This is a genomic window from Formivibrio citricus (assembly GCF_900115065.1).
Lineage (GTDB): Bacteria > Pseudomonadota > Gammaproteobacteria > Burkholderiales > Chitinibacteraceae > Formivibrio > Formivibrio citricus.
Map to the genome: position 1 here is coordinate 81046 of NZ_FOVE01000013.1, position 19882 is coordinate 100927.

Below are 19882 nucleotides of genomic sequence, written 5' to 3' on the forward strand. Positions count from 1 at the left end.
CATGTCTGACCAGCTGCTCGCGCTCGGCGTCATTGGCGTGCGACTGTACGACTGCATCCTGACTGCGCAGGCCACCGCTCCCGAAGAGTTGTCGGATCATATCGTTGATACGATCAACGGTTACCTGATCCGGGCAACCCCCAAGGAAAAGACCTTGTTATTCCACTTGGCTTGTGAAATTCACGACGCACTGTCGAAGAATTTCGACCGGGTGGACAATCTGGAAGCCCGCAAGGATGTCATCAAGCTAGTCAACGTACTCATCAATCGCGCGCGGGCCTTTGCCGGCCACCACGGCGACTGAGCAACCGCCATTGCCATTCTCCACGGAGAAGCAAGGGATTGGCGTTGTCTGCTCTCCTCTCCCCAATCATTTTTTCTGCAATTTCACCGGCCTTGCCCAGCCTTCGACAGTGAGTTGCTTGGCGCGAGAAAGCGTCAGCTTGTCCGGGGGCGCATTCTTGGTAATCACCGACCCCGCGCCAGTCGTTGCCCCCGCCCCGACTTCAACCGGAGCAACCAGGCTGGTATTCGAGCCGATGAAGGCGTTATCCCCGATCACGGTGCGGAACTTGTTCACACCATCGTAATTGCAGGTAATCGTACCCGCCCCGACATTCACACCGCGACCGATCGTGGCATCGCCGACATAGGTCAGATGATTGACCTTGGAGCCGACGCCAACTTCCGCCTTCTTGATTTCGACGAAGTTGCCGATGTGGACGTTTTCCGCGAGTTGCGCGCCGGGACGCAGGCGCGCATAAGGTCCGATCAGGCTTCCCGCACCGACTTCCGCTTCTTCGAGATGACAGAACGGATGAATCACGACGTTATCGGCCACCTTGACATTCTTCAGTACGCAATTGGCGCCGATGCTGACATTGTTGCCGAGTTCAACCCTCCCCTCGAACACGCAATTCACATCGATGCATACATCCTGTCCATGGTGCAGCATACCGCGCACATCGATGCGAGCCGGATCGGCCAAGGTCACGCCGGCCTCCAGCAGCTTGCACGCCACATTCTGCTGATGGATGCGCTCCAGCTGCGCCAGTTGCAGTTTGTTATTGATGCCTTCTGCTTCCCAGTGCTCATCCGGCTGCACGGCGTTGACGGCCAATCCGTCCCGCACAGCCAGGGCGATGATGTCAGTCAGGTAATACTCGGCTTGCGCATTGTCATTGCGCAGCTCGGCCAGCCAGCCATCCAGCCGCGCGGTCGGCACCGCCATCATGCCGGTATTGATTTCCTTGACCGCGCGCTCCGCCTCACTGGCATCTTTGTGCTCTACGATGCGGACCACCTTGTGCGCCGCGTTGCGCACGATTCGGCCATAGCCAGTCGGATCCGCCAGGAAATCGGTCAGCAGCCCGACGGCGGTGCAGTGCCCTGTCGCATCCAGTAAACGCTCCAGCGTGGCTTTGCGCGTCAGGGGCACGTCACCGTACAGGATCAGCGTGACGCCTCCCTGCACGTGCGACATGGCCTGTTTCACGGCATGACCAGTTCCCAGTTGCTCGGCTTGATGCGCCCAGACCAGATCGTCCTGCCCGGCAAATTCGGCGCGCACCTGGTCGCCTCCATGCCCGTAGACCACGACCAGCTTGTCCGGGCTCAGACTGCGCGCCGTATCCAGCACGTGCCCCAGCAAAGGTTGGCCCGCGATTTTGTGCAGAACCTTGGGGCGCTTCGAATACATGCGCTTGCCTTGCCCGGCGGCAAGAACGATCACTTGCAGAGACATGCTGAATTTCCTTTGGGTTGATCTGCGAATTTTAACCGATTTGCCGATCACAAAAACAAAGAGGCAGCCTGCCGGCCGCCCCCTTGTTTTCAAATACCTGCCAAACGCTCAGTGCGCGCGCTTCTTGAGTTTGTCGATCACGCCCAGTTTGGCGATAGCCTCGGCCAGTTCGGCTTGGGCCAGCGCAAAGTCCATGGCACTGGCGCGATTGCGAATGGCCTCTTCGGCACGCCGCTTGGCATCCAACGCCTTGGCCTCGTCGATATCTGCCCCGCGAATGGCGGTATCCGCCAAAATGGTCACCACATGGGGCTGCACCTCAAGCAAGCCACCCGAAACGAAAAGGACAACCTCTTCATTGTCGGTATTGGCGACCTTGATCCGGACAGCGCCCGGGCGGATGCGGGTCAGAAGCGGCGCGTGGCGGGGCAGGATACCCACTTCACCCTTTTCAGCCGGGGCGGACAGGAACTCGGCAGTTCCGGAGTAGATCAGCTCTTCCGCGCTGACTACGTCCACGTGCATTGTCATTGCCATATCTGAAACCTCGTGAGGAGTGAGGAAAAAGGCGTGAGGAGCGGAGTTTCACCCCACCCCCCGCACCTCACACCTGACATCATTGCAGCGTCTTGGCCTTTTCGACAGCCTCTTCGATGCCGCCAACCATGTAGAACGCCTGCTCGGGAAGGTGATCGTAGTCACCGTCGAGAATGCCCTTGAAACCCTTGAGGGTTTCCTTGAGCGGAACGTATTTGCCTGGCGAACCGGTGAACACTTCGGCCACGTGGAACGGCTGCGACAGGAAACGCTGGATCTTGCGAGCCCGCGCCACGGCCAGTTTGTCTTCGGCCGAAAGTTCGTCCATACCCAGAATGGCGATGATGTCCTGCAGTTCCTTGTAACGTTGCAGGGTGGCCTGCACGCCACGCGCCACGGTGTAGTGCTCATCACCCACCACTTGCGGATCAAGCTGGCGCGAAGTGGAATCGAGCGGGTCCACTGCGGGGTAGATACCCAGCGCGGCGATATCGCGCGACAGCACCACGGTTGCATCCAGGTGGGCGAAGGTCGTCGCCGGCGACGGATCGGTCAAGTCATCGGCAGGCACGTACACGGCCTGGATGGAAGTGATCGAACCGGTCTTGGTGGAGGTAATGCGTTCTTGCAGTACGCCCATTTCTTCGGCCAGCGTCGGCTGATAGCCCACGGCGGACGGCATCCGGCCCAGCAAGGCGGATACTTCGGTACCGGCCAGCGTGTAGCGATAGATGTTGTCGACGAAGAACAGGATGTCGCGGCCTTCGTCGCGGAAGTATTCAGCCATGGTCAGGCCGGTCAGCGCCACACGCAGACGGTTGCCCGGCGGCTCGTTCATCTGGCCATAGACCATGGCCACCTTGTCGAGCACGTTCGAATCCTTCATTTCGTGATAGAAGTCGTTCCCTTCGCGGGTACGCTCCCCTACGCCGGCAAACACGGACAGACCCGAGTGCGCCTTGGCGATGTTGTTGATGAGCTCCATCATGTTCACGGTCTTGCCCACACCCGCGCCGCCGAACAGGCCCACCTTGCCGCCCTTGGCAAACGGACACATCAGGTCAATCACCTTGATGCCGGTTTCCAGAAGATCGATGGTCTGGTTCAGCTCGTCGAACTTCGGTGCTGGCTGGTGAATCGAGCGCACGGTCTCGCTTTCGACCGGGCCAGCTTCATCCACCGGCGAACCCAGCACATCCATGATACGACCGAGAGTGGCTTTGCCGACCGGCACCGAGATCGGCGCACCGGTGTTGAGCACACCGAGGCCGCGCTTCAAGCCATCGGTCGAACCCATCGCAATCGTACGAACAATGCCATCACCGAGTTGTTGTTGCACTTCCAGCGTCAGCTCGCCCTCGACGAGCTTCAACGCGTCATACACCTTGGGCAGGGCCTCGCGCGGAAATTCCACGTCAACGACCGGGCCGATGATTTGAACGATTTTCCCTTGGCTCATTGCAGTTCCTAATCCAGTTGATTCTGCATTCCGTTAAACCGCGGCCGCGCCGGACACGATTTCAGAAAGTTCCTTGGTAATGGCTGCCTGGCGAGTCTTGTTATACAAGAGCTGCAAGTTGCCAATCACTTTTTCGGCATTGTCGGTCGCCGACTTCATGGCCACCATGCGCGCCGCCTGTTCCGACGCCATGTTTTCCGCCACGGCCTGATAAATAAGCGCTTCGAGATAGCGATTCATCAAGTCGTCGATCACGGTCTTGGCGGCCGGCTCGTAGAGATATTCCCAGTTGTAACCATGTTCGGGCTGACCAAAAGCCTCGCCAGACAATGGCAACAATTGTTCGCACACGGGCTCTTGCTTCATGGTGTTCACGAAGCTCGTATAGACCATGTGCACCTCATCCACATCGCCCGCGATGTAGGCATCAACCATGGCCTTGATCGGGCCAATCAGTTGTTCAAGGTGCGGGGTATCTCCCAAGCCATGCGCCGAAGAAACCACCTTGGCGCCATTGCGGCTCATGAAACCCAACCCCTTGTTGCCGATTGCCGTAACCACGGTTTCCACGCCGGCATCGCGCCAGCCCTTCATGCGGTTGACGGCCAAACGCAGCGAATTGGTATTAAGACCCCCACACAAGCCCTTGTCGGAGGTCACCACAATCAACCCCACGCGCCTGACGTTTTCGCGCGCCAGCAAATACGGATGCGGATATTCCACCAACGCCTTGCTGAGGTGAGCCGCCACGTTGCGGATTTTCTGGCCGTAGGGACGCGCAGCTTTCATGCGATCCTGGGCCTTGCGCATCTTCGACGTGGCGACCATCTCCATGGCGCGGGTGATCTTCTGCGTATTCCTGACGCTTTTGATCTTGGTCCGAATTTCTTTTCCGCCTGCCATGATTTGATCCTTGTTTTATCGTCTCAAATCAGTAGGCAGCGCCAGCCTTGAACGAATCCACCGCTTTGAGGATGGTAGCTTCGTCGTCTGCAGCCATGTCGCCTTTCTCGTCGATCCGGGCCAGTACCTCTGCATGCGCCGTCTTGAGGTGGGAAAGGAATGCAGCTTCAAAAGCAAGCGCACGATCCACTTTGACGTCGTCATAGCAGCCCTTGTTGATGAGCAACAGAGTAATGGCGAGTTCGGAAACCTGCAGCGGCGAATACTGCGCCTGCTTCATGAGCTCGGTCACCATGCGACCGCGGTCGAGCTGCTTGCGAGTGGCTTCGTCGAGGTCCGATGCAAACTGGGCGAATGCAGCCAGTTCGCGGTACTGAGCCAGCGCCAGACGCACGCCGCCGCCGAGTTTCTTGATGACCTTGGTCTGTGCAGCACCGCCGACGCGGGACACCGAAATACCGGCGTTCATGGCAGGACGGATACCCGCGTTGAACAAGTCGGTTTCCAGGAAGATCTGGCCGTCGGTAATCGAAATCACGTTGGTCGGAACGAAAGCGGACACGTCGCCAGCTTGGGTTTCGATGATCGGCAGCGCGGTCAGGGAGCCAGTCTGGCCCTTTACTTCGCCGTTGGTCAGACGTTCTACGTATTCCGGATTCACGCGGGCAGCGCGCTCCAGCAGACGGGAGTGGAGATAGAACACATCGCCCGGGAAGGCTTCACGGCCCGGCGGACGACGCAGCAACAGCGAAATCTGGCGATAGGCAACGGCTTGCTTGGAAAGATCGTCATAAACGATCAGTGCGTCTTCGCCACGATCCCGGAAGTATTCGCCCATCGCGCAACCGGAGTAAGCCGCGATGAACTGCATTGCTGCAGATTCCGCCGCTGCGGCAGCCACGATGATGGTGTGATCCATTGCACCATGCTCTTCGAGCTTGCGTACCACGTTGGCAATCGAAGAGGCCTTCTGGCCAATCGCCACATAGATACAGGTGCAGTTCTTGCCTTTCTGGTTAATGATGGCATCAATCGCCACGGCGGTCTTGCCGGTCTGGCGATCGCCGATGATCAGCTCGCGCTGGCCGCGACCGATCGGCACCATGGTGTCGATGGCCTTGATACCGGTTTGCAGCGGCTGGGAAACCGATTGGCGGGAAATCACGCCCGGAGCGATCTTCTCGATCGGGCTGGTTTGCTTGGTATTCAGCGGCCCCTTGCCATCGATCGGCTGGCCCAGTGCATCGACCACGCGGCCAATCAATTCGCGACCGACCGGCACTTCCAGGATGCGGCCGGTACATTTGACTTCGTCGCCTTCGGTAATGTGCTTGTAGTCGCCCAGCACCACCGCGCCCACCGAATCACGCTCAAGATTGAGCGCCAGACCAAACGTATTACCCGGGAATTCCAGCATTTCGCCCTGCATCACGTCCGACAGGCCGTGAACGCGGACAATACCGTCGGTCACGGAAACCACGGTACCTGTGGTGCGCGTCTGGGCGCCTTCGGCCAGATTCTGGATCCGGGCCTTAATCAGCTCGCTGATTTCAGACGGATTGAGTTGCATGTTTTCTCCTAATTCTTCAGGCTCGCGGCCAGTGCGGACAGCTTGCCACGCACGGACGCATCGACCACCAGATCGCCAACAGTCACCTTGACGCCCCCGATCAGGGCTGAGTCGACAGTCACTGAGGCATTGACCTTGCGATTGAGTTGCCGGGACAGCGTCGTAGTCAAATCGGCCAGTTGCGCGTCGGTCAGCGCGTACGCCGACTCGATCAATGCGTCAACTTGGCCTTCGCTGGCTGCTTTCAGTTCCTCAAACAAGGTCGCAATGGAAGACAGCACCAAGAAGCGCCGATTTTCCAGTATGGTCGAGATGAAATTGCTCACCTCCGGCATGACATCCTTGCCAAGCAACTCCAGAAGCAGTGCTTTGGTTTGCGCCACAGAAAACTGTGGATCGGCAACCACCGCCTGTGCCTCCTTGTTGCCGGCGATCAGCGCCAGCTTGGCGAGAGATTCAGACCAGGCATCAAGCGAGCCGGACTCCTTGGCCAGCCGAAATACCGCCTCGGCATAAGGGCGTGCAACGGTAGTGAGTTCTGCCATTTGCGTTACAGCCCCGCTTTGATCGACGCCAGAATGTCGGCGTGCTTGTTCTGATCGACTTCGCGCTGCAGGATTTTTTCCGCGCCGGCAACGGCCAGTTCGGCCACCTGCTGACGAAGAGTTTCCTTCGCATGCTGGACTTGTTGTTCGATTTCGGCCTGGGCACCGGCAATCAGGCGATTGCCTTCCTGCTTTGCGTCGTCCTTGGCTTCATCGACAATTTGCGCTGCACGCTTCTCTGCTTGCGCGACAATCTCGGCAGCATGCTGCTTGGCTTCGCGCAGCCGTTCGGCAGCGCGTTTCTCGGCCAACTCCAGATCCTGTTTGGCGCGATCCGCTGCAGACAGCCCCTCGGCGATCTTTGCGGCTCGTTCATCCATGGCCTTGACCAGCGGCGGCCAGACAAATTTCATGGTGAACCACACCAGGATGGCGAAAGTAATCGCCTGCCCGATGAGGGATGCGTTGATATCCATGAGTGCGTTCCCCGGTTACTGACTGAACAACCCAAGTCGTCCAGCCGGAAAATTACTTGATAACGGCGAGCAGCGGGTTGGCAAACGCAAACATCAGGCCGACGGCAACGGTGATAATGAAGATGGCGTCCACCAGACCGGCGATCACGAACAGCTTCGGCTGCAGGGCGTTCATCATTTCCGGCTGACGGGCAGCAGATTCAAGGAAACGGGAACCGACCAGTGCCACGCCGATCGCCGCACCGATCGCAGCCAGACCGATCATTACACCAATGGCAATCACGGTTACCGATTGAACTTGAGCCAGAAATTCCATGTGTTTTCTCCTAAATGAAAGACGGGTAATACGTTTACAACAAGGTTGAACAAACAGCCGATCAATGCTCTTCAACGGCCAAACTGCAATAAACAATCGTCAACATCATGAAAATATATGCTTGCAGGATCACGATCAGGATGTGGAAGATCGCCCACGGCGCTCCGCCCACCCACTGCGCCCACCAAGGCATCAGTGCGATCAGCATGAAAACCAGCTCGCCGGCGAACATATTGCCCATCAACCGCATTGCGAGCGACAGCATCTTGGAAAAGTATTCAACCAGCTGCATGAAGAAGTTGACCGGAGCCAGCAACAGAATCATCACCGGATTGTGGGCATGGAAAGGCGCGGTAAACAGCTCTTTGAGGAAGCCGGCAGGCCCCTTGGCCGCAATACCCAAGGCTACGGTGCACAGCACCACGGAAATCGACATGGCCAGCGTCTGGTTGATGTCAGCGGTCGGAACAACTCGCAGATATACATGATGTGGATCGGCATGGAAGAAGGTCATGGCGAACCACTGCGCCAGCTTGGGCAGCAGATCGACCGGCAGGAAGTCCATCGAGTTCATCAGGACAACCCACATGAAAACAGTCAGTGAAAGTGGCCCGACCAGATTCGACCCCCTGCCATGGAAGGCCCCCTTGACTTGGCTGTCAACCATGTCGACGATCATTTCGATGACATTCTGCAAGCGACCGGGAACTCCAGAAGTCGCCCGGCGCGCGACATAGGCAAACAGCGCCAGGAAAACAAAACCCGTCAGCAGCGCCACCCAGAAAGTATCCAGGTGAAAAGACCAGAAGCCATCGCCCACCTTCCAGAATTTCAGGTGATGCTGGATGTATTCGGTAGGATTGGCAGGTACGTATGCGTGTTGTCCAGACATGATTCAACCGTCAGTTTTTTATCAAGAGTCCAAACCAGTAAGCACTATAGGCAGCAAGGCAACCGCCTACAACAAGAAACCATTCTGCTTGCCGGAAAAAAAACAGCACCACCACCAGTGCGGCAGCGATTCCTGCCAGCTTCGCCAACTCGGCAACAAAGAGCAAGTACAAAATTGCCGTCGAGCTGAAGTCGCCTTCATTGATCTTGCGCAGGGCCACGAAATACAGCAAGCCTCCAGCAATTGCGATCCCAGCTCCCAGCAATCCGGAAAGTGCTGAGGCCCAGCCTTTCGGCATGAGTAGCAGAAAAAAAATCAGTGCGATCCAGCACTGAATCCTGACCACTGCCCGTATGGGAGTCCTTGCAGCCACATTCAACCCTGCCCTCAATAAAGCCAATAAAGGCAATAAAAGCGGTGAAGCGAATCGATTGTGCGCCACACAAACTTACGCCGTCAAGCGCTGACAGCTGTTTGAGTCAGCGGTTATTTGAGCATTGACAACAAGCCGTCAAGCTGCTCAAGGCTGGCATAATCGATCACCAGCTTGCCCGCGCCCCGGTGCCCCGGCGCAATAGTCACACGCGCACCGATTCGCTCGGAAACCTCTTCCTGAAGCCGGCGCACATCGGGGTCAACCTCGCGATTCAGCTTGCTCTCCGCAGGCTTTTGAATGCGCTTGACCAGGGCTTCGGTTTCACGCACGGAGAGCCCCTTGAGCGCTACGGTCTTGGCCGCTTCCAGTTGCTTGAGCGCATCCAGCGGCAGAAGGGCGCGGGCATGCCCCATGTCGAGCTGTCCGTTCATCAGCATGTCGCGCACCGGCTCGGTCAGATTGAGCAGGCGAAGCAGATTGGTGACGGTCGTGCGCGATTTGCCCACTGCATCCGCTGCCACCTCATGCGTCATGTCGAATTCGTCGATCAAGCGCTGGATACCGATTGCTTCTTCCAGCGGATTGAGGTTCTCGCGCTGGATGTTCTCGATCAGGGCCATCGCCAGTGCGGCCTCGTCGGGAATCTCGCGCACCAGCGTCGGGATCTCGGTCAAGCCGGCCAGTTCGGATGCCCGCCAGCGACGCTCGCCGGCGACGATTTCGTAACGGTCATCACCGACTGGGCGCACCAGCACCGGCTGCATCAACCCTTGTGCCCGGATCGAAGCAGCCAGATCCTCCAGCGCCTCCGGATTCATCTGCGTCCGTGGTTGGTATTTGCCAGGCTGCAATGCGGCAATCGGCAATATCTGCAGCGACTCGGAGGTATTTTCGCCCATCAGGGCATCCAGCCCCCGCCCCAATCCCTTGAATTTTTTGTTCATGCTGTCACGGCTTCCTGAGCGTTGCGGCGGGCCAGCAATTCTTCCGCCAACTGCAGATAGGCTTGCGCCCCTTTGGATGATTTGTCATACGCCAGAATGGGGCGGCCATAGCTGGGGGCCTCTGCCAGGCGGATATTGCGCGGTATGACGGTGTGGTAAAGCTTGGATGTGAAATGCCGCACCAGTTGATCGGACACTTGCTGGGAAAGTGTGCTGCGCGGGTCATACATCGTGCGCAGCAACCCTTCTATTTCAATCTTGCGGTTCAGCGATTGCTTGATGCGCTTGAGGGTATTGACCAGATCGGTCAACCCTTCCAGAGCGAAATACTCGCATTGCATCGGGATCATTACCGCATCGGCCGCCACCAGACCGTTGAGCGTCAGGAGATTGAGCGCCGGCGGGCAATCGATCAGGACATAGTCATAGTCCGCCGCCAATTCCGCCAGCGCCTGCTTGAGACGGGATTCGCGCTGCTCGGCCTGCACCAGTTCGACTTCAGCCCCAGCCAGATCGCGGCACGCCGGCAGCAGCCCGTAGCCGCCGGTTTCCGACGCCTGGACGACCTGGTGCACGGAAGACTCACCGATCAACAGCGTGTAGATCGAATGCTTGAGGTGCGTTTTGTCCACGCCGCTGCCCATGGTGGCATTCCCTTGCGGGTCGAGGTCCACCAACAGCACCCGTTTGCCAAGATGAGCAAGGCTCGCGGCAAGATTGACCGCGGTCGTGGTTTTGCCCACGCCCCCTTTCTGATTCGCAATGGCCAGCACCCGCATCAGTTTCTCCAGATCAAGCCGGTACGACACGCACCAGATGACGCTCGGCTTCGATGCCGGGCACCTTGAGATGATCCACGCCCGCGACTTTGACATCCGCAGGCAGCAGCGCAATCTCTTCATGCGGATAGACGCCCTTCAGCGCCATCCAGCTCCCGTCCTCCGCCAGTAGATGCCGAGTCAGTTTCACGAATTCCGACAAATCGGCAAAGGCCCGGGAGGTAATGATATGGAAAGGCGTCTCCGGGCGATAGTGCTCGACGCGCTCGGTCACCACCCTGACGTTATCCAGCTTCAACTCCAGCACGGCCTGGCGCAGGAAAGTGGTTTTCTTGTGGTTGCTGTCGAGCAAGGTCACTTGCCAGTCGGGACGTGCAATCGCCAGCGGAATACCCGGCGTACCGAACCCCGAACCGACATCCAGGATATGCAGGTCATCCCCTTCAAACACCGGCAACGGCGCCAGCGAATCAAGCAGATGATGGGAAACCATGCGCTCCGGTTCGCGGATCGCCGTCAGGCTGTAGACCTTGTTCCACTTGGCCAGAAGCGCCACGTAGGCGAGCAGCTTTTCCTGTTGCCCGGCATCCAGCGCCAGTCCCATCGTTTCCTGTCCCGTCGCCAGTTGCGCGGCCAGATTCTGCGTCATTCATTCCACCTTGCCTGCCGCATCGGCAAGCTGTTTTTTCTTCAGAAACACCAGCAACAACGCGATGGCCGCCGGAGTAACCCCGGAAATACGCGAAGCCTGGCCAAGGGTTTCCGGCCGCTGTTTACCGAGCTTTTGCTGTATTTCCTTCGACAGCCCGGAAACCTGGCTGTAATCGAAATCGGCAGGCAGCGTCACATGCTCCATATTGTCGCGTCGGGCCACCTCGTTCTGCTGGCGCTCGATATAACCCTGATATTTGAGCTGGATTTCCACCTGCTCGGCCACTTCCGGTTCCGCGACACCCGGCCCGGCCAGGGACAGCGTCATCAATCCGGCGTAGTCCACTTCCGGACGGCGCAGCAAATCGGCCAGCGTGAATTCGCGCTCAATCTGCTTGCCGAGCAGGCGTTCGGCCTCGGCAGCATCCAGAATACGCGGATTGACCCATGTCGATTGCAGTCGCTGCTTTTCCGCCTCGATCGCATCGCGTTTGCGGCAGAACCTTGCCCATTGCTCATCTCCGATCAGGCCCAGTTTGCGGCCGGCATCGGTCAGACGCAGATCGGCGTTGTCTTCGCGCAACTGCAGACGGAACTCGGCCCGGCTGGTGAACATGCGGTAAGGTTCGGTCACGCCCTTGGTAATCAGGTCGTCCACCAGCACGCCGAGATACGCTTCGTCGCGACCGGGGCACCAGGCTTCCTTGCCCTGCGCCTGCAGCGCCGCATTCAGGCCGGCATGCAGTCCTTGCGCGGCAGCTTCTTCATAACCCGTCGTGCCGTTGATCTGACCAGCAAAAAACAAGCCGTCGATCGACTTGGTTTCGAACGAAGCTTTCAGGTTACGCGGGTCGAAATAGTCATACTCGATCGCATAGCCGGGGCGCAGGATAAAGGCATTCTCCAGCCCTTTCATCGAGCGGATGGCCGCCAACTGAATATCGAACGGCAGACTGGTCGACACCCCGTTCGGGTAGAACTCGTGCGTGGTCAGGCCTTCCGGCTCCAGGAAAATCTGGTGACTTTCCCGGTCGGCGAAGCGGTTGATCTTGTCCTCGATCGACGGACAATAGCGCGGCCCAACGCCCTCGATCTTGCCCGTGAACATCGGGCTGCGGTCGAAACCGGAACGGATGATCTCGTGGGTACGCAAGTTGGTATGCGTCACCCAGCACGGCAACTGCTTCGGATGCATGGCGCGCGAGCCGCGCACCGAAAACACCGGTTCGGGATCGTCTCCGGGCTGGGCCTCCAGCACGGAAAAATCGATTGTCCGGCCATCGATACGCGGCGGCGTTCCGGTTTTCAGGCGCCCAGCAGGCAGATGCAGTTCGCGCAGCCGCACGCCCAGTGTCGTAGCTGCCGGATCGCCCGCGCGCCCGCCCACATAGTTTTCCAGACCGATGTGTATCTTGCCCGAGAGAAACGTCCCGGCCGTCAGCACCACGGTTTTGCTATCGAAACGGATGCCTGCCTGCGTCACTACGCCAGCCACCCGTTCGCCTTGCATGATCAGGTCATCCGCCTGTTGCTGGAAAATATCGAGGTTTTCCTGGTTTTCCAGCATGCTGCGAATCGCGGCTTTGTACAGGACGCGGTCGGCCTGGGCGCGTGTTGCGCGCACGGCCGGCCCCTTGCTGGAGTTGAGCGTGCGGAACTGAATGCCGCCCATATCGGTGGCCAGCGCCATCGCGCCCCCCAGGGCATCGACTTCGCGCACCAGATGGCCCTTGCCGATCCCGCCGATCGAAGGGTTGCACGACATCTGGCCGAGCGTTTCGATATTGTGGGTCAGAAGCAGTGTTTTGCAGCCCATGCGGGCCGCGGCCAACGCGGCTTCGGTACCGGCATGGCCGCCGCCGATCACGACGACGTCATAGCGAGTGGGATATAGCATCAGACGTGCTCGCATCCGGGAGAAAAGGGCAGGTATTTTACGCCCAATCAGTGGCTTGCGTCAGCCCACGCGGCCACGAGGGCCGCTCCCACGATTCCGGCCTGGTTGCGCAATGCGGCCGGCAGAACCGGCGTCCGCAGCTTGAGTTCCGGAATGAAGCGCTCGTGCTTGCGGCTGATCCCCCCTCCCAGAATGAAAAGATCGGGGGAAAAGAGCAGTTCAAGGTGGGCCAAGTATTCATTCAAGCGTTTGCTGTAAGTGCGCCACCCCAGCGAGTGCCGCTCCTTGGCCTTGGCCGAGCAATATTTTTCGGCGATATCGCCCTTGAACTGCAAATGGCCCAGCTCGGTATTGGAAACCAGCCGGCCATCCACGATCAGGGCACTGCCGATCCCCGTGCCGAGCGTCAGCACGATCACTGTACCCGCCACGCCCTTGGCTGCGCCGAAAACGGTCTCGGCAAGCCCTGCCGCATCGGCATCGTTGAGCAACACGACGGGGCGTTCCAGCGCAAGGGAAAGGATGTCTTGGGCCGGCGCGTCGATCCAGCTCTTGTCCACGTTGGAAGCCGAACGGGTGACGCCATGCTGGACGATTGCGGGAAAAGTGCAGCCGACAAGACCGGAGAATTCGAAGCGGTCCGCAAGCTCGCGAACCGCCTGCGCGACGGCTTCCGGGGTGGCAGGCTGCGGCGTTGCCAGATGGGCCCGTTCCGACAGCAAAGCGCCGGTCGAGACATCCACCAGCGCGCCCTTGATACCGGAGCCTCCGATATCGATCCCCAATACCGTGCCGAACGCCGGGAGAGTCCGGTCGGGGCATACGGATGACACTTCCATCAGCGCCGCACCGGTCCTTGCAACTCAATGAGACGCCGCTTGTCCGCTTCAGCCCGCGCCGTAATGGCGGCAATTTCTTCGTCCATCTTGCGCGCTTCCGCTTCCAGCGTTGCCAGTTCCTTGCGGGCAGCATCCAGATTGCTCTTGATGGAGTCGGGCACAGGTTTACCGGCGGCAGACAGGGTTTCGGCCTGAGTATTCAACCGGCTGCTCTTTTCGCCCACGGATTGCTGTTGCAGCTTGTTGGTCTGCAATCGGGCCCGCACTGCCTCAATCTGCCGGTCACGCAGGAAATCGATTTCCTCGGGCTTGGAAAAAGACTGTCGCAGTGCGTTGTCACGGCGTTTCTGCTCAATCAGTTTCTGTTGTTCCTCGGCGCGCAGAGCCGCATCACCCGCCGAGGCCGCTTTGGCCGGCGTCTTGCGGACCACGCCGCGCTGGTCCAGCTCCGATACGCCTTTGGCTCCGGCAGGCGGGGGCTTGTCGCTGAATTGCACGCGGCCGTTCTCGTCCACCCATTTGTACAGGCGAGCTTCTGCAGCCAGCGAAGCGATTGCCAGCAAGGTTGTCACGAAGAAAATGCCTGTCTTTTTCATGAGGTGCTCTGAGATTTCAGATTCCGTATTGGGCTCGATAAGCCCCGACTCTTTTCTCGTTTTCGACCATTTCCGGTCGATCCGCAAGATAAGCCAGCAAATCGTCGAGCGAAGCGATGCTGATGACCGGGATGCCATAGTCGCGCTCGACTTCCTGCACCGCCGACAATTCACCCTGCCCGCGCTCGCGCCGGTCCAACGCAATCACCACCCCCGCCGGCTCGGCGCCTGCGGCACGGATCATTTCCACCGATTCACGCACCGAGGTTCCGGCCGAAATGACATCGTCGATGATCAGCACCCGCCCCTTGAGTGGCGCGCCAACCAGAACGCCGCCTTCGCCGTGATCTTTGGCCTCTTTGCGGTTGTAACAGAACGGTGTTTCTCGTCCGCTATCGGCCAAAGCAACTGCCGTAGCTGCTGCCAGCGTAATGCCCTTGTAGGCCGGGCCGAACAGCACATCGAACTGAACATCCGATGCCTGGATTGCCTTGGCGTAAAAACGCGACAGCGAACCCAGCGCCGTACCGGTGTAGAACAAGCCGGCATTGAAAAAGTACGGGGAAGCTCGCCCGGCCTTGGTGATAAACTCGCCGAAACGCAGCACATTCTGTTCAACGGCAAAGGCAATAAAATTGCGGCGAAAATCGCTCATGCAGAATTCCTGTGTCTTGTCTGATTGCGTACAGACCCCAAGGATAGCAATTTTCAGGAGCAAGTTCATTCATGCGTATCATCGGAGCCAACCTCAACGGCATTCGTTCTGCGAACAACAAGGGTTTTTTTGACTGGCTCGCCGCACAGGATGCCGACATCGTGGCCGTTCAGGAACTGAAAGCCCAGGAAGCGGATATCGCGCAGGCATTGCGCAATCCACACGGATTTCACGGTTACTTCCACTACGCGGAGAAAAAAGGCTACAGCGGGGTCGGGCTTTATTGCCGCCGCGAGCCGGACCGGGTCATTGAGGGGTTGGGTATCCCCGATATCGATTCAGAAGGCCGCTACCTGGAGGCCCGGTTCGGCAACCTGTCCGTGGTCTCGCTCTATCTACCCTCGGGCTCCAGTTCGGAAGAGCGCCAGCAAGCCAAATTCACCTTTATGGACCATTTTCACCCGCATCTGGAGAACCTCATCGCCAGCCAGCGCGAAGTCGTCCTCGTTGGCGACTGGAACATTGCCCATCGCGAAATCGATCTGAAAAACTGGAAAGGCAACCAGAAAAATTCCGGTTTTTTACCCGAAGAGCGCGCCTGGATCGGCCAACTGTTTGACGGACTGGGGTACGTCGATATCTGGCGCACACTCCACCCCGAAGATCCCGGCTACACTTGGTGGTCTAACCGCGGGCAGGCTTATGCCAAGAATGTCGGCTGGCGCATCGACTACCACATTGCCACACCCGGCATAGCAGCTGCTGCCCAATCCGCGCAGGTCTACAAAGGAGAAAAATTCTCGGACCATGCGCCGTTGATCGTGGATTACGACTGGCCGGGTTGAGTATCGATTGCCGGCTCATTCCATGGCGCCACTTTCAACAGCAGAGTCATCCCCGGCACAGCCAACACTGTACACAACACAAAAAAATTGAACCAGCCAAGATACTCGACCAGCCAGCCCGCGCTGGCATTGATGAAGGTGCGCGGTACCGCCATCAGGCTGGTAAACAACGCAAGTTGGGTGGCCGTATAGGCCGGGTGCGTCATTCGCGCCATCCAGGCAACGAACGCCGTCGTTCCCAGACCAACACCAACCGCTTCGGCTGCGATCACGACAGCCAGGATCGCGAGGCGCGGAGCATCGGATGGAGCGGGACCGCGCCAAGCCAGCCAGGCAAATCCCAGAATGGCCGCCCACTGCAAAAAACCGAATACCCATAAGGCCCGATTGATTCCCAGTCTGACCATCCACACTCCACCAACCAGACCCGCAATCACGCTCGGCCACAGACCGGCGTTCTTGGCAACAATGCCGATTTCAGTTTTCGAGAATCCCATATCGAGGTAGAACGGCGTGGCAAGCGCAGTACACAGCGAATCGCCCAGCTTGTAGAGCAGGATGAAAACAAGAACCAGCAGGGCCGACTGAATTCCTTGCCGATTGAAAAATTCATGAAACGGCTCTACCACCGCTTGGCGCAGTGTCCGGGGCGAGCCAAACATACCTGCTGGTTCGGCCACCCACAAGGTCATCGCCACGCCAGGCAGCATGAACAAGGCGGTGATGATGAAAACCGCGTTCCATGGCAAATGATCGGCAAGGATCAGGGAGATGGCTCCAGGAACCAAACCGGCAATCTTGTACGCATTCACATGGATGGCGTTGCCCAGGCCCAACTCGATTTCCGGGAGCAATTCGCGGCGGAACGCATCCAGAACGATATCTTGCGTCGCAGAAAGAAAAGCAATGGCAGCGGTCAACAGCAGGACCACTTCAATTTGCACTGAAGGTGCGATCTGACCAAGCGCAGCAATCGCGCCAACCAGCAGAATCTGTGTGACAAGCATCCAGCTACGGCGGCGACCAAGCAACGGCAAGGCATAACGATCCAGCAAGGGCGACCAGACAAATTTCCAGGTGTAGGGGAATTGGATCAGGGCAAAAGCACCGATCATCTTGAGGCTCAGGCCCTCCGTCTTGAGCCAGGCAGGCACCAGGTTGAGCAGCAGATAGAGCGGCAATCCGGAACTAAAGCCGGTCAAGGTGCAGACCAACATGCGGCGGGTCAGAAGAAGTTGCCTCCAATTGGCTGTGGGCATAGCAAATCCTGTCACAAAAGAGCCCTAACCTTACCCAAAAACACGCGCCACCGCTAATCCAAAGCAGTCCGGGCGGCGGCGCAGTGGATGGTCATCTAAGATAAAAAAAAGCAACATACGATGCGAGCCGATCATGAGCCACCCTCCTCATTTACAGCAACAACAAAATATCGCCGCCCCGCTTTCCGGAGACCCTGCCTCGCAACTCAGCAGTGAAACTGCGATTTCCGATCCCGTCGTGGTTCCCAACTCCGTAGGTTTGCATGCTCGCCCTGCTGCGTCGCTGGTCAATGCAGCCAAAGCCTATTCGTCCGAAATCCGCTTGCGCCGTGGCAACCGGGATGTAAATGCCAAATCTCTGGTCTCGATCATGAGTCTGGGTGTCAAGCAGGGGGACTCGGTCCTGCTTTCCGCTATCGGCCCCGACGCCCGAGAAGCAGTACAGAAACTGGCCGAACTGATTGCAACGGGGTGTGGAGAAGGAGAGGCCGAATCGACACTGCCCCCGATGCCCTCGGCAATTCCAGCAGAAAAAAACATCGCTTTGTCCTGTGCACTGAATGGCATTCCCTCGGCACCTGGAATGGCAGTCGGTGTCATCGTTCAAGTCCGGCAAGAAGAAATCGTCGTCAAGGAACGGGGTGAAGACCCCCTGCTCGAACGCCAGCAACTCGACGAGGCATTACGGGAAGCTGCCATACAATTGGAGGCGCTGCACGCCACCATTGCCGACCCAGACAAGGCCGCCATCTTCGCCGCCCACGAAGAGCTTCTCAGCGATCCGGAATTGCTGGATCTGGTTGTATCCGGAATCAGCCATGGTCAAAGCGCCGCGTATGCATGGCAAGCCGCCTGCAAAGCCTATGCCAACCAACTCGCAGCGCTCAAAGATGAGGTTCTTGCCGGGCGCGCCAATGACATCCGGGATGTCAGCCGACGGGTTCTGAAACTTCTGGCGGGAGTGACAGAAGAGGTCCCAGCACTGCCTGATAATGCCATCCTCATTGCGGAAGACATGACTCCTTCGGAAACCGCTCACCTTGATCGGGACAAAGTACTCGGTTTTTGCACAACAGGGGGCGGCGCAACCAGTCACGTCGCTATCCTGGCCAGATCACTTGGCCTGCCTGCTATTTGTGGCATTGAGGAACGTGCCCTACGGGTTGAGAACGGGACACCCGCCATTCTGGATGGATACAGCGGCACGTTGTCGCTCAATCCGCCTCCGCTAGCCATTGCCAAGGCCCGATCACAGCAAGCCCGTGTCTTGCGTCAACACGCCAATGCGATGGAACACGCGCAAGAGCACGCTTCGACCCTTGATGATCAGCGAATCGAGGTGGTGGCCAATATTGGCAGCGTAACCGAAGCCTTCGATGCAATTGCCCAAGGCGGGGAGGGTGTCGGGCTGCTACGCACGGAATTTTTATATCTGGAGCGCACGACGCCTCCCAGCGAAGCCGAGCAGGCAGCCAACTATTGTGCGATTGCCAAGACGCTCGGACCCAAAAACATTCTGGTCTTGCGAACGCTGGATGTGGGTGGAGACAAACCTTTGGCCTACTTGCCTTTGCCGGCAGAAGAAAACCCTTACCTCGGCATCCGCGGCATCAGATTACTTGCAGTAGAGCCCGAGATACTGCGCACACAGATCCGCGCAGCTTTGCAGGCAGCCAGCTTTACGCGCCTGCATCTGATGTTCCCAATGGTTGCTACGCTTGAAGAACTCCGGGAAGCACGCAAACTCGTAGAGGAAGAAAAAAAACAGCTCGGCAGCCATATGCCAGTCAATGTCGGCCTCATGATTGAGGTGCCATCAGCCGCGCTCATGGCAGAAAAATTTGCCAAGGAAGCGGATTTCTTCTCAATCGGCACCAACGACCTGACTCAATATACGTTGGCAATGGATCGAGGGCACCCCAAGCTGGCCGCAAGCGCCGACGCTTTTCATCCCAGCGTCCTTCAATTGATCGCGATCACAACCGCAGGAGCTCACAAGCATGGCAAATGGGTTGGCATTTGCGGAGGCATGGCATCGGATCCGCTGGCTGTCCCTCTGCTGATCGGGCTTGGAGTGGACGAACTTTCAGTTAGCATACCGAGCATCGCTACAACCAAGGCACTCATCCGCAAACTCAGCAAGGCCGAATGTGAAAAACTGGCGCGGCATGCTCTTGGAATGGAAACCGCCAGTGAAGTACGAGAACTATTCAACGGCTTTCTGGCACACAAATCGTAGCCGCATCTTGAAAAGCAAAACCCCCAGCCACGTTTGTAGCTGGGGGTTTTCTGAGGGGAAGTCTGGCGATGACCTACTTTCACACGGGAGCTCCGCACTATCATCGGCGCTGAGGCGTTTCACTGTCCTGTTCGGAATGGGAAGGAGTGGGACCGCCTCGCTAAGGTCGCCAGACATAACTGGTTGTGGGCTGTTCTTTGAACAGCACACTGAATCTGGAAGAAGTAACACTAGGTTTGATTGTTCGCTTACGCGTTTCAGATTATAGGATCAAGCCGCACGGGCAATTAGTATCGGTTAGCTTAACGCATTACTGCGCTTCCACACCCGACCTATCAACGTCCTGGTCTCGAACGACCC

General features: G+C 58.2%; 21 protein-coding genes and 2 rRNA genes. 3 read left to right on the top strand and 20 right to left on the bottom strand.

The genetic code is table 11. The annotated features are described in order from the left end of the window. Position 1 precedes the first annotated feature (1 nt). Positions 2-304 (top strand): hypothetical protein, encoded by a 303-nt coding sequence (locus tag BMZ36_RS09550; protein WP_091195169.1) that lies wholly within the window; start codon positions 2-4, stop codon positions 302-304. A gap of 66 nt (positions 305-370) precedes the next feature. Here the strand turns inward: BMZ36_RS09550 and glmU are convergent, their stop codons facing one another. The 17 genes from glmU to pyrE form a co-directional block, all read right to left on the bottom strand. Next, on the bottom strand, positions 371-1744 hold the full coding sequence (glmU, locus tag BMZ36_RS09555) for a bifunctional UDP-N-acetylglucosamine diphosphorylase/glucosamine-1-phosphate N-acetyltransferase GlmU (protein WP_218142689.1): 1374 nt from the start codon (positions 1742-1744) through the stop codon (positions 371-373). A 108-nt stretch (positions 1745-1852) separates the two neighbouring features. After that, positions 1853-2281: a F0F1 ATP synthase subunit epsilon gene (locus tag BMZ36_RS09560; RefSeq protein WP_091195172.1), complete on the bottom strand. Its 429-nt coding sequence runs from the start codon at positions 2279-2281 to the stop codon at positions 1853-1855. Between the two features lie 79 nt (positions 2282-2360). Next, complete coding sequence (gene atpD / locus BMZ36_RS09565) at positions 2361-3740, bottom strand: F0F1 ATP synthase subunit beta (RefSeq protein WP_091195175.1); 1380 nt, start codon at positions 3738-3740, stop codon at positions 2361-2363. Positions 3741-3773: 33 nt separating this feature from the next. Continuing rightward, positions 3774-4643: a F0F1 ATP synthase subunit gamma gene (gene atpG, locus BMZ36_RS09570; RefSeq protein ID WP_091195179.1), complete on the bottom strand. Its 870-nt coding sequence runs from the start codon at positions 4641-4643 to the stop codon at positions 3774-3776. Between the two features lie 28 nt (positions 4644-4671). Then, the gene (atpA, locus tag BMZ36_RS09575; protein ID WP_091195183.1) at positions 4672-6213 is read right to left on the bottom strand and encodes a F0F1 ATP synthase subunit alpha; all 1542 of its coding nucleotides are present in this window, start codon (positions 6211-6213) and stop codon (positions 4672-4674) included. 8 nt (positions 6214-6221) lie between these two features. Beyond that, positions 6222-6758 carry a F0F1 ATP synthase subunit delta gene (locus BMZ36_RS09580; RefSeq protein ID WP_091195189.1) on the bottom strand — a complete coding sequence of 179 codons (537 nt, stop codon included), beginning with the start codon at positions 6756-6758 and terminating at the stop codon, positions 6222-6224. Between the two features lie 5 nt (positions 6759-6763). Then, positions 6764-7234, bottom strand: coding sequence for a F0F1 ATP synthase subunit B (locus BMZ36_RS09585; RefSeq protein WP_091195195.1), 471 nt, complete (start codon positions 7232-7234; stop codon positions 6764-6766). A 52-nt stretch (positions 7235-7286) separates the two neighbouring features. Beyond that, positions 7287-7550 carry a F0F1 ATP synthase subunit C gene (gene atpE / locus BMZ36_RS09590; protein WP_091195199.1) on the bottom strand — a complete coding sequence of 88 codons (264 nt, stop codon included), beginning with the start codon at positions 7548-7550 and terminating at the stop codon, positions 7287-7289. A gap of 61 nt (positions 7551-7611) precedes the next feature. Further along, on the bottom strand, positions 7612-8442 hold the full coding sequence (gene atpB / locus BMZ36_RS09595) for a F0F1 ATP synthase subunit A (protein ID WP_091195203.1): 831 nt from the start codon (positions 8440-8442) through the stop codon (positions 7612-7614). Between the two features lie 10 nt (positions 8443-8452). Beyond that, positions 8453-8884 (bottom strand): hypothetical protein, encoded by a 432-nt coding sequence (locus tag BMZ36_RS09600; RefSeq protein WP_143086020.1) that lies wholly within the window; start codon positions 8882-8884, stop codon positions 8453-8455. A 44-nt stretch (positions 8885-8928) separates the two neighbouring features. Beyond that, on the bottom strand, positions 8929-9762 hold the full coding sequence (locus BMZ36_RS09605; protein WP_091195211.1) for a ParB/RepB/Spo0J family partition protein: 834 nt from the start codon (positions 9760-9762) through the stop codon (positions 8929-8931). After that, positions 9759-10541, bottom strand: coding sequence for a ParA family protein (locus tag BMZ36_RS09610; RefSeq protein WP_091195214.1), 783 nt, complete (start codon positions 10539-10541; stop codon positions 9759-9761). Before BMZ36_RS09610 ends, BMZ36_RS09605 begins: the two co-directional genes overlap by 4 nt. 13 nt (positions 10542-10554) lie before the next feature. Continuing rightward, positions 10555-11190, bottom strand: coding sequence for a 16S rRNA (guanine(527)-N(7))-methyltransferase RsmG (gene rsmG, locus BMZ36_RS09615; RefSeq protein WP_091195217.1), 636 nt, complete (start codon positions 11188-11190; stop codon positions 10555-10557). Further along, positions 11191-13089 (bottom strand): tRNA uridine-5-carboxymethylaminomethyl(34) synthesis enzyme MnmG, encoded by a 1899-nt coding sequence (gene mnmG / locus BMZ36_RS09620; protein ID WP_091195221.1) that lies wholly within the window; start codon positions 13087-13089, stop codon positions 11191-11193. A gap of 47 nt (positions 13090-13136) precedes the next feature. Further along, complete coding sequence (ppgK, locus tag BMZ36_RS09625) at positions 13137-13928, bottom strand: polyphosphate--glucose phosphotransferase (protein ID WP_091195223.1); 792 nt, start codon at positions 13926-13928, stop codon at positions 13137-13139. Further along, the gene (locus BMZ36_RS09630) at positions 13928-14524 is read right to left on the bottom strand and encodes a DUF4124 domain-containing protein (protein WP_091195227.1); all 597 of its coding nucleotides are present in this window, start codon (positions 14522-14524) and stop codon (positions 13928-13930) included. The genes ppgK and BMZ36_RS09630 overlap by 1 nt, the downstream gene beginning before the upstream one ends. A 16-nt stretch (positions 14525-14540) precedes the next feature. Next, the gene (gene pyrE, locus BMZ36_RS09635) at positions 14541-15179 is read right to left on the bottom strand and encodes an orotate phosphoribosyltransferase (RefSeq protein ID WP_091195269.1); all 639 of its coding nucleotides are present in this window, start codon (positions 15177-15179) and stop codon (positions 14541-14543) included. A gap of 71 nt (positions 15180-15250) precedes the next feature. Here pyrE and BMZ36_RS09640 point away from each other — a divergent pair, with 71 nt between their 5' ends. Continuing rightward, the gene (locus BMZ36_RS09640) at positions 15251-16024 is read left to right on the top strand and encodes an exodeoxyribonuclease III (protein WP_091195230.1); all 774 of its coding nucleotides are present in this window, start codon (positions 15251-15253) and stop codon (positions 16022-16024) included. Here BMZ36_RS09640 and BMZ36_RS09645 read toward each other — a convergent pair. Continuing rightward, positions 16006-17283 (bottom strand): AmpG family muropeptide MFS transporter, encoded by a 1278-nt coding sequence (locus BMZ36_RS09645; protein ID WP_245747871.1) that lies wholly within the window; start codon positions 17281-17283, stop codon positions 16006-16008. The two genes, BMZ36_RS09640 and BMZ36_RS09645, sit on opposite strands and share 19 nt — an antisense overlap. 133 nt (positions 17284-17416) lie before the next feature. On the opposite strand from BMZ36_RS09645, the gene ptsP reads away from it, so the two are divergent. Beyond that, positions 17417-19522: a phosphoenolpyruvate--protein phosphotransferase gene (gene ptsP, locus BMZ36_RS09650; protein WP_091195236.1), complete on the top strand. Its 2106-nt coding sequence runs from the start codon at positions 17417-17419 to the stop codon at positions 19520-19522. 60 nt (positions 19523-19582) lie between these two features. Here ptsP and rrf read toward each other — a convergent pair. After that, a 5S ribosomal RNA gene (gene rrf, locus BMZ36_RS09655) occupies positions 19583-19696 on the bottom strand. Between the two features lie 92 nt (positions 19697-19788). Next, positions 19789-19882: ribosomal RNA gene (locus BMZ36_RS09660) — 23S ribosomal RNA — on the bottom strand; the annotation flags it as partial.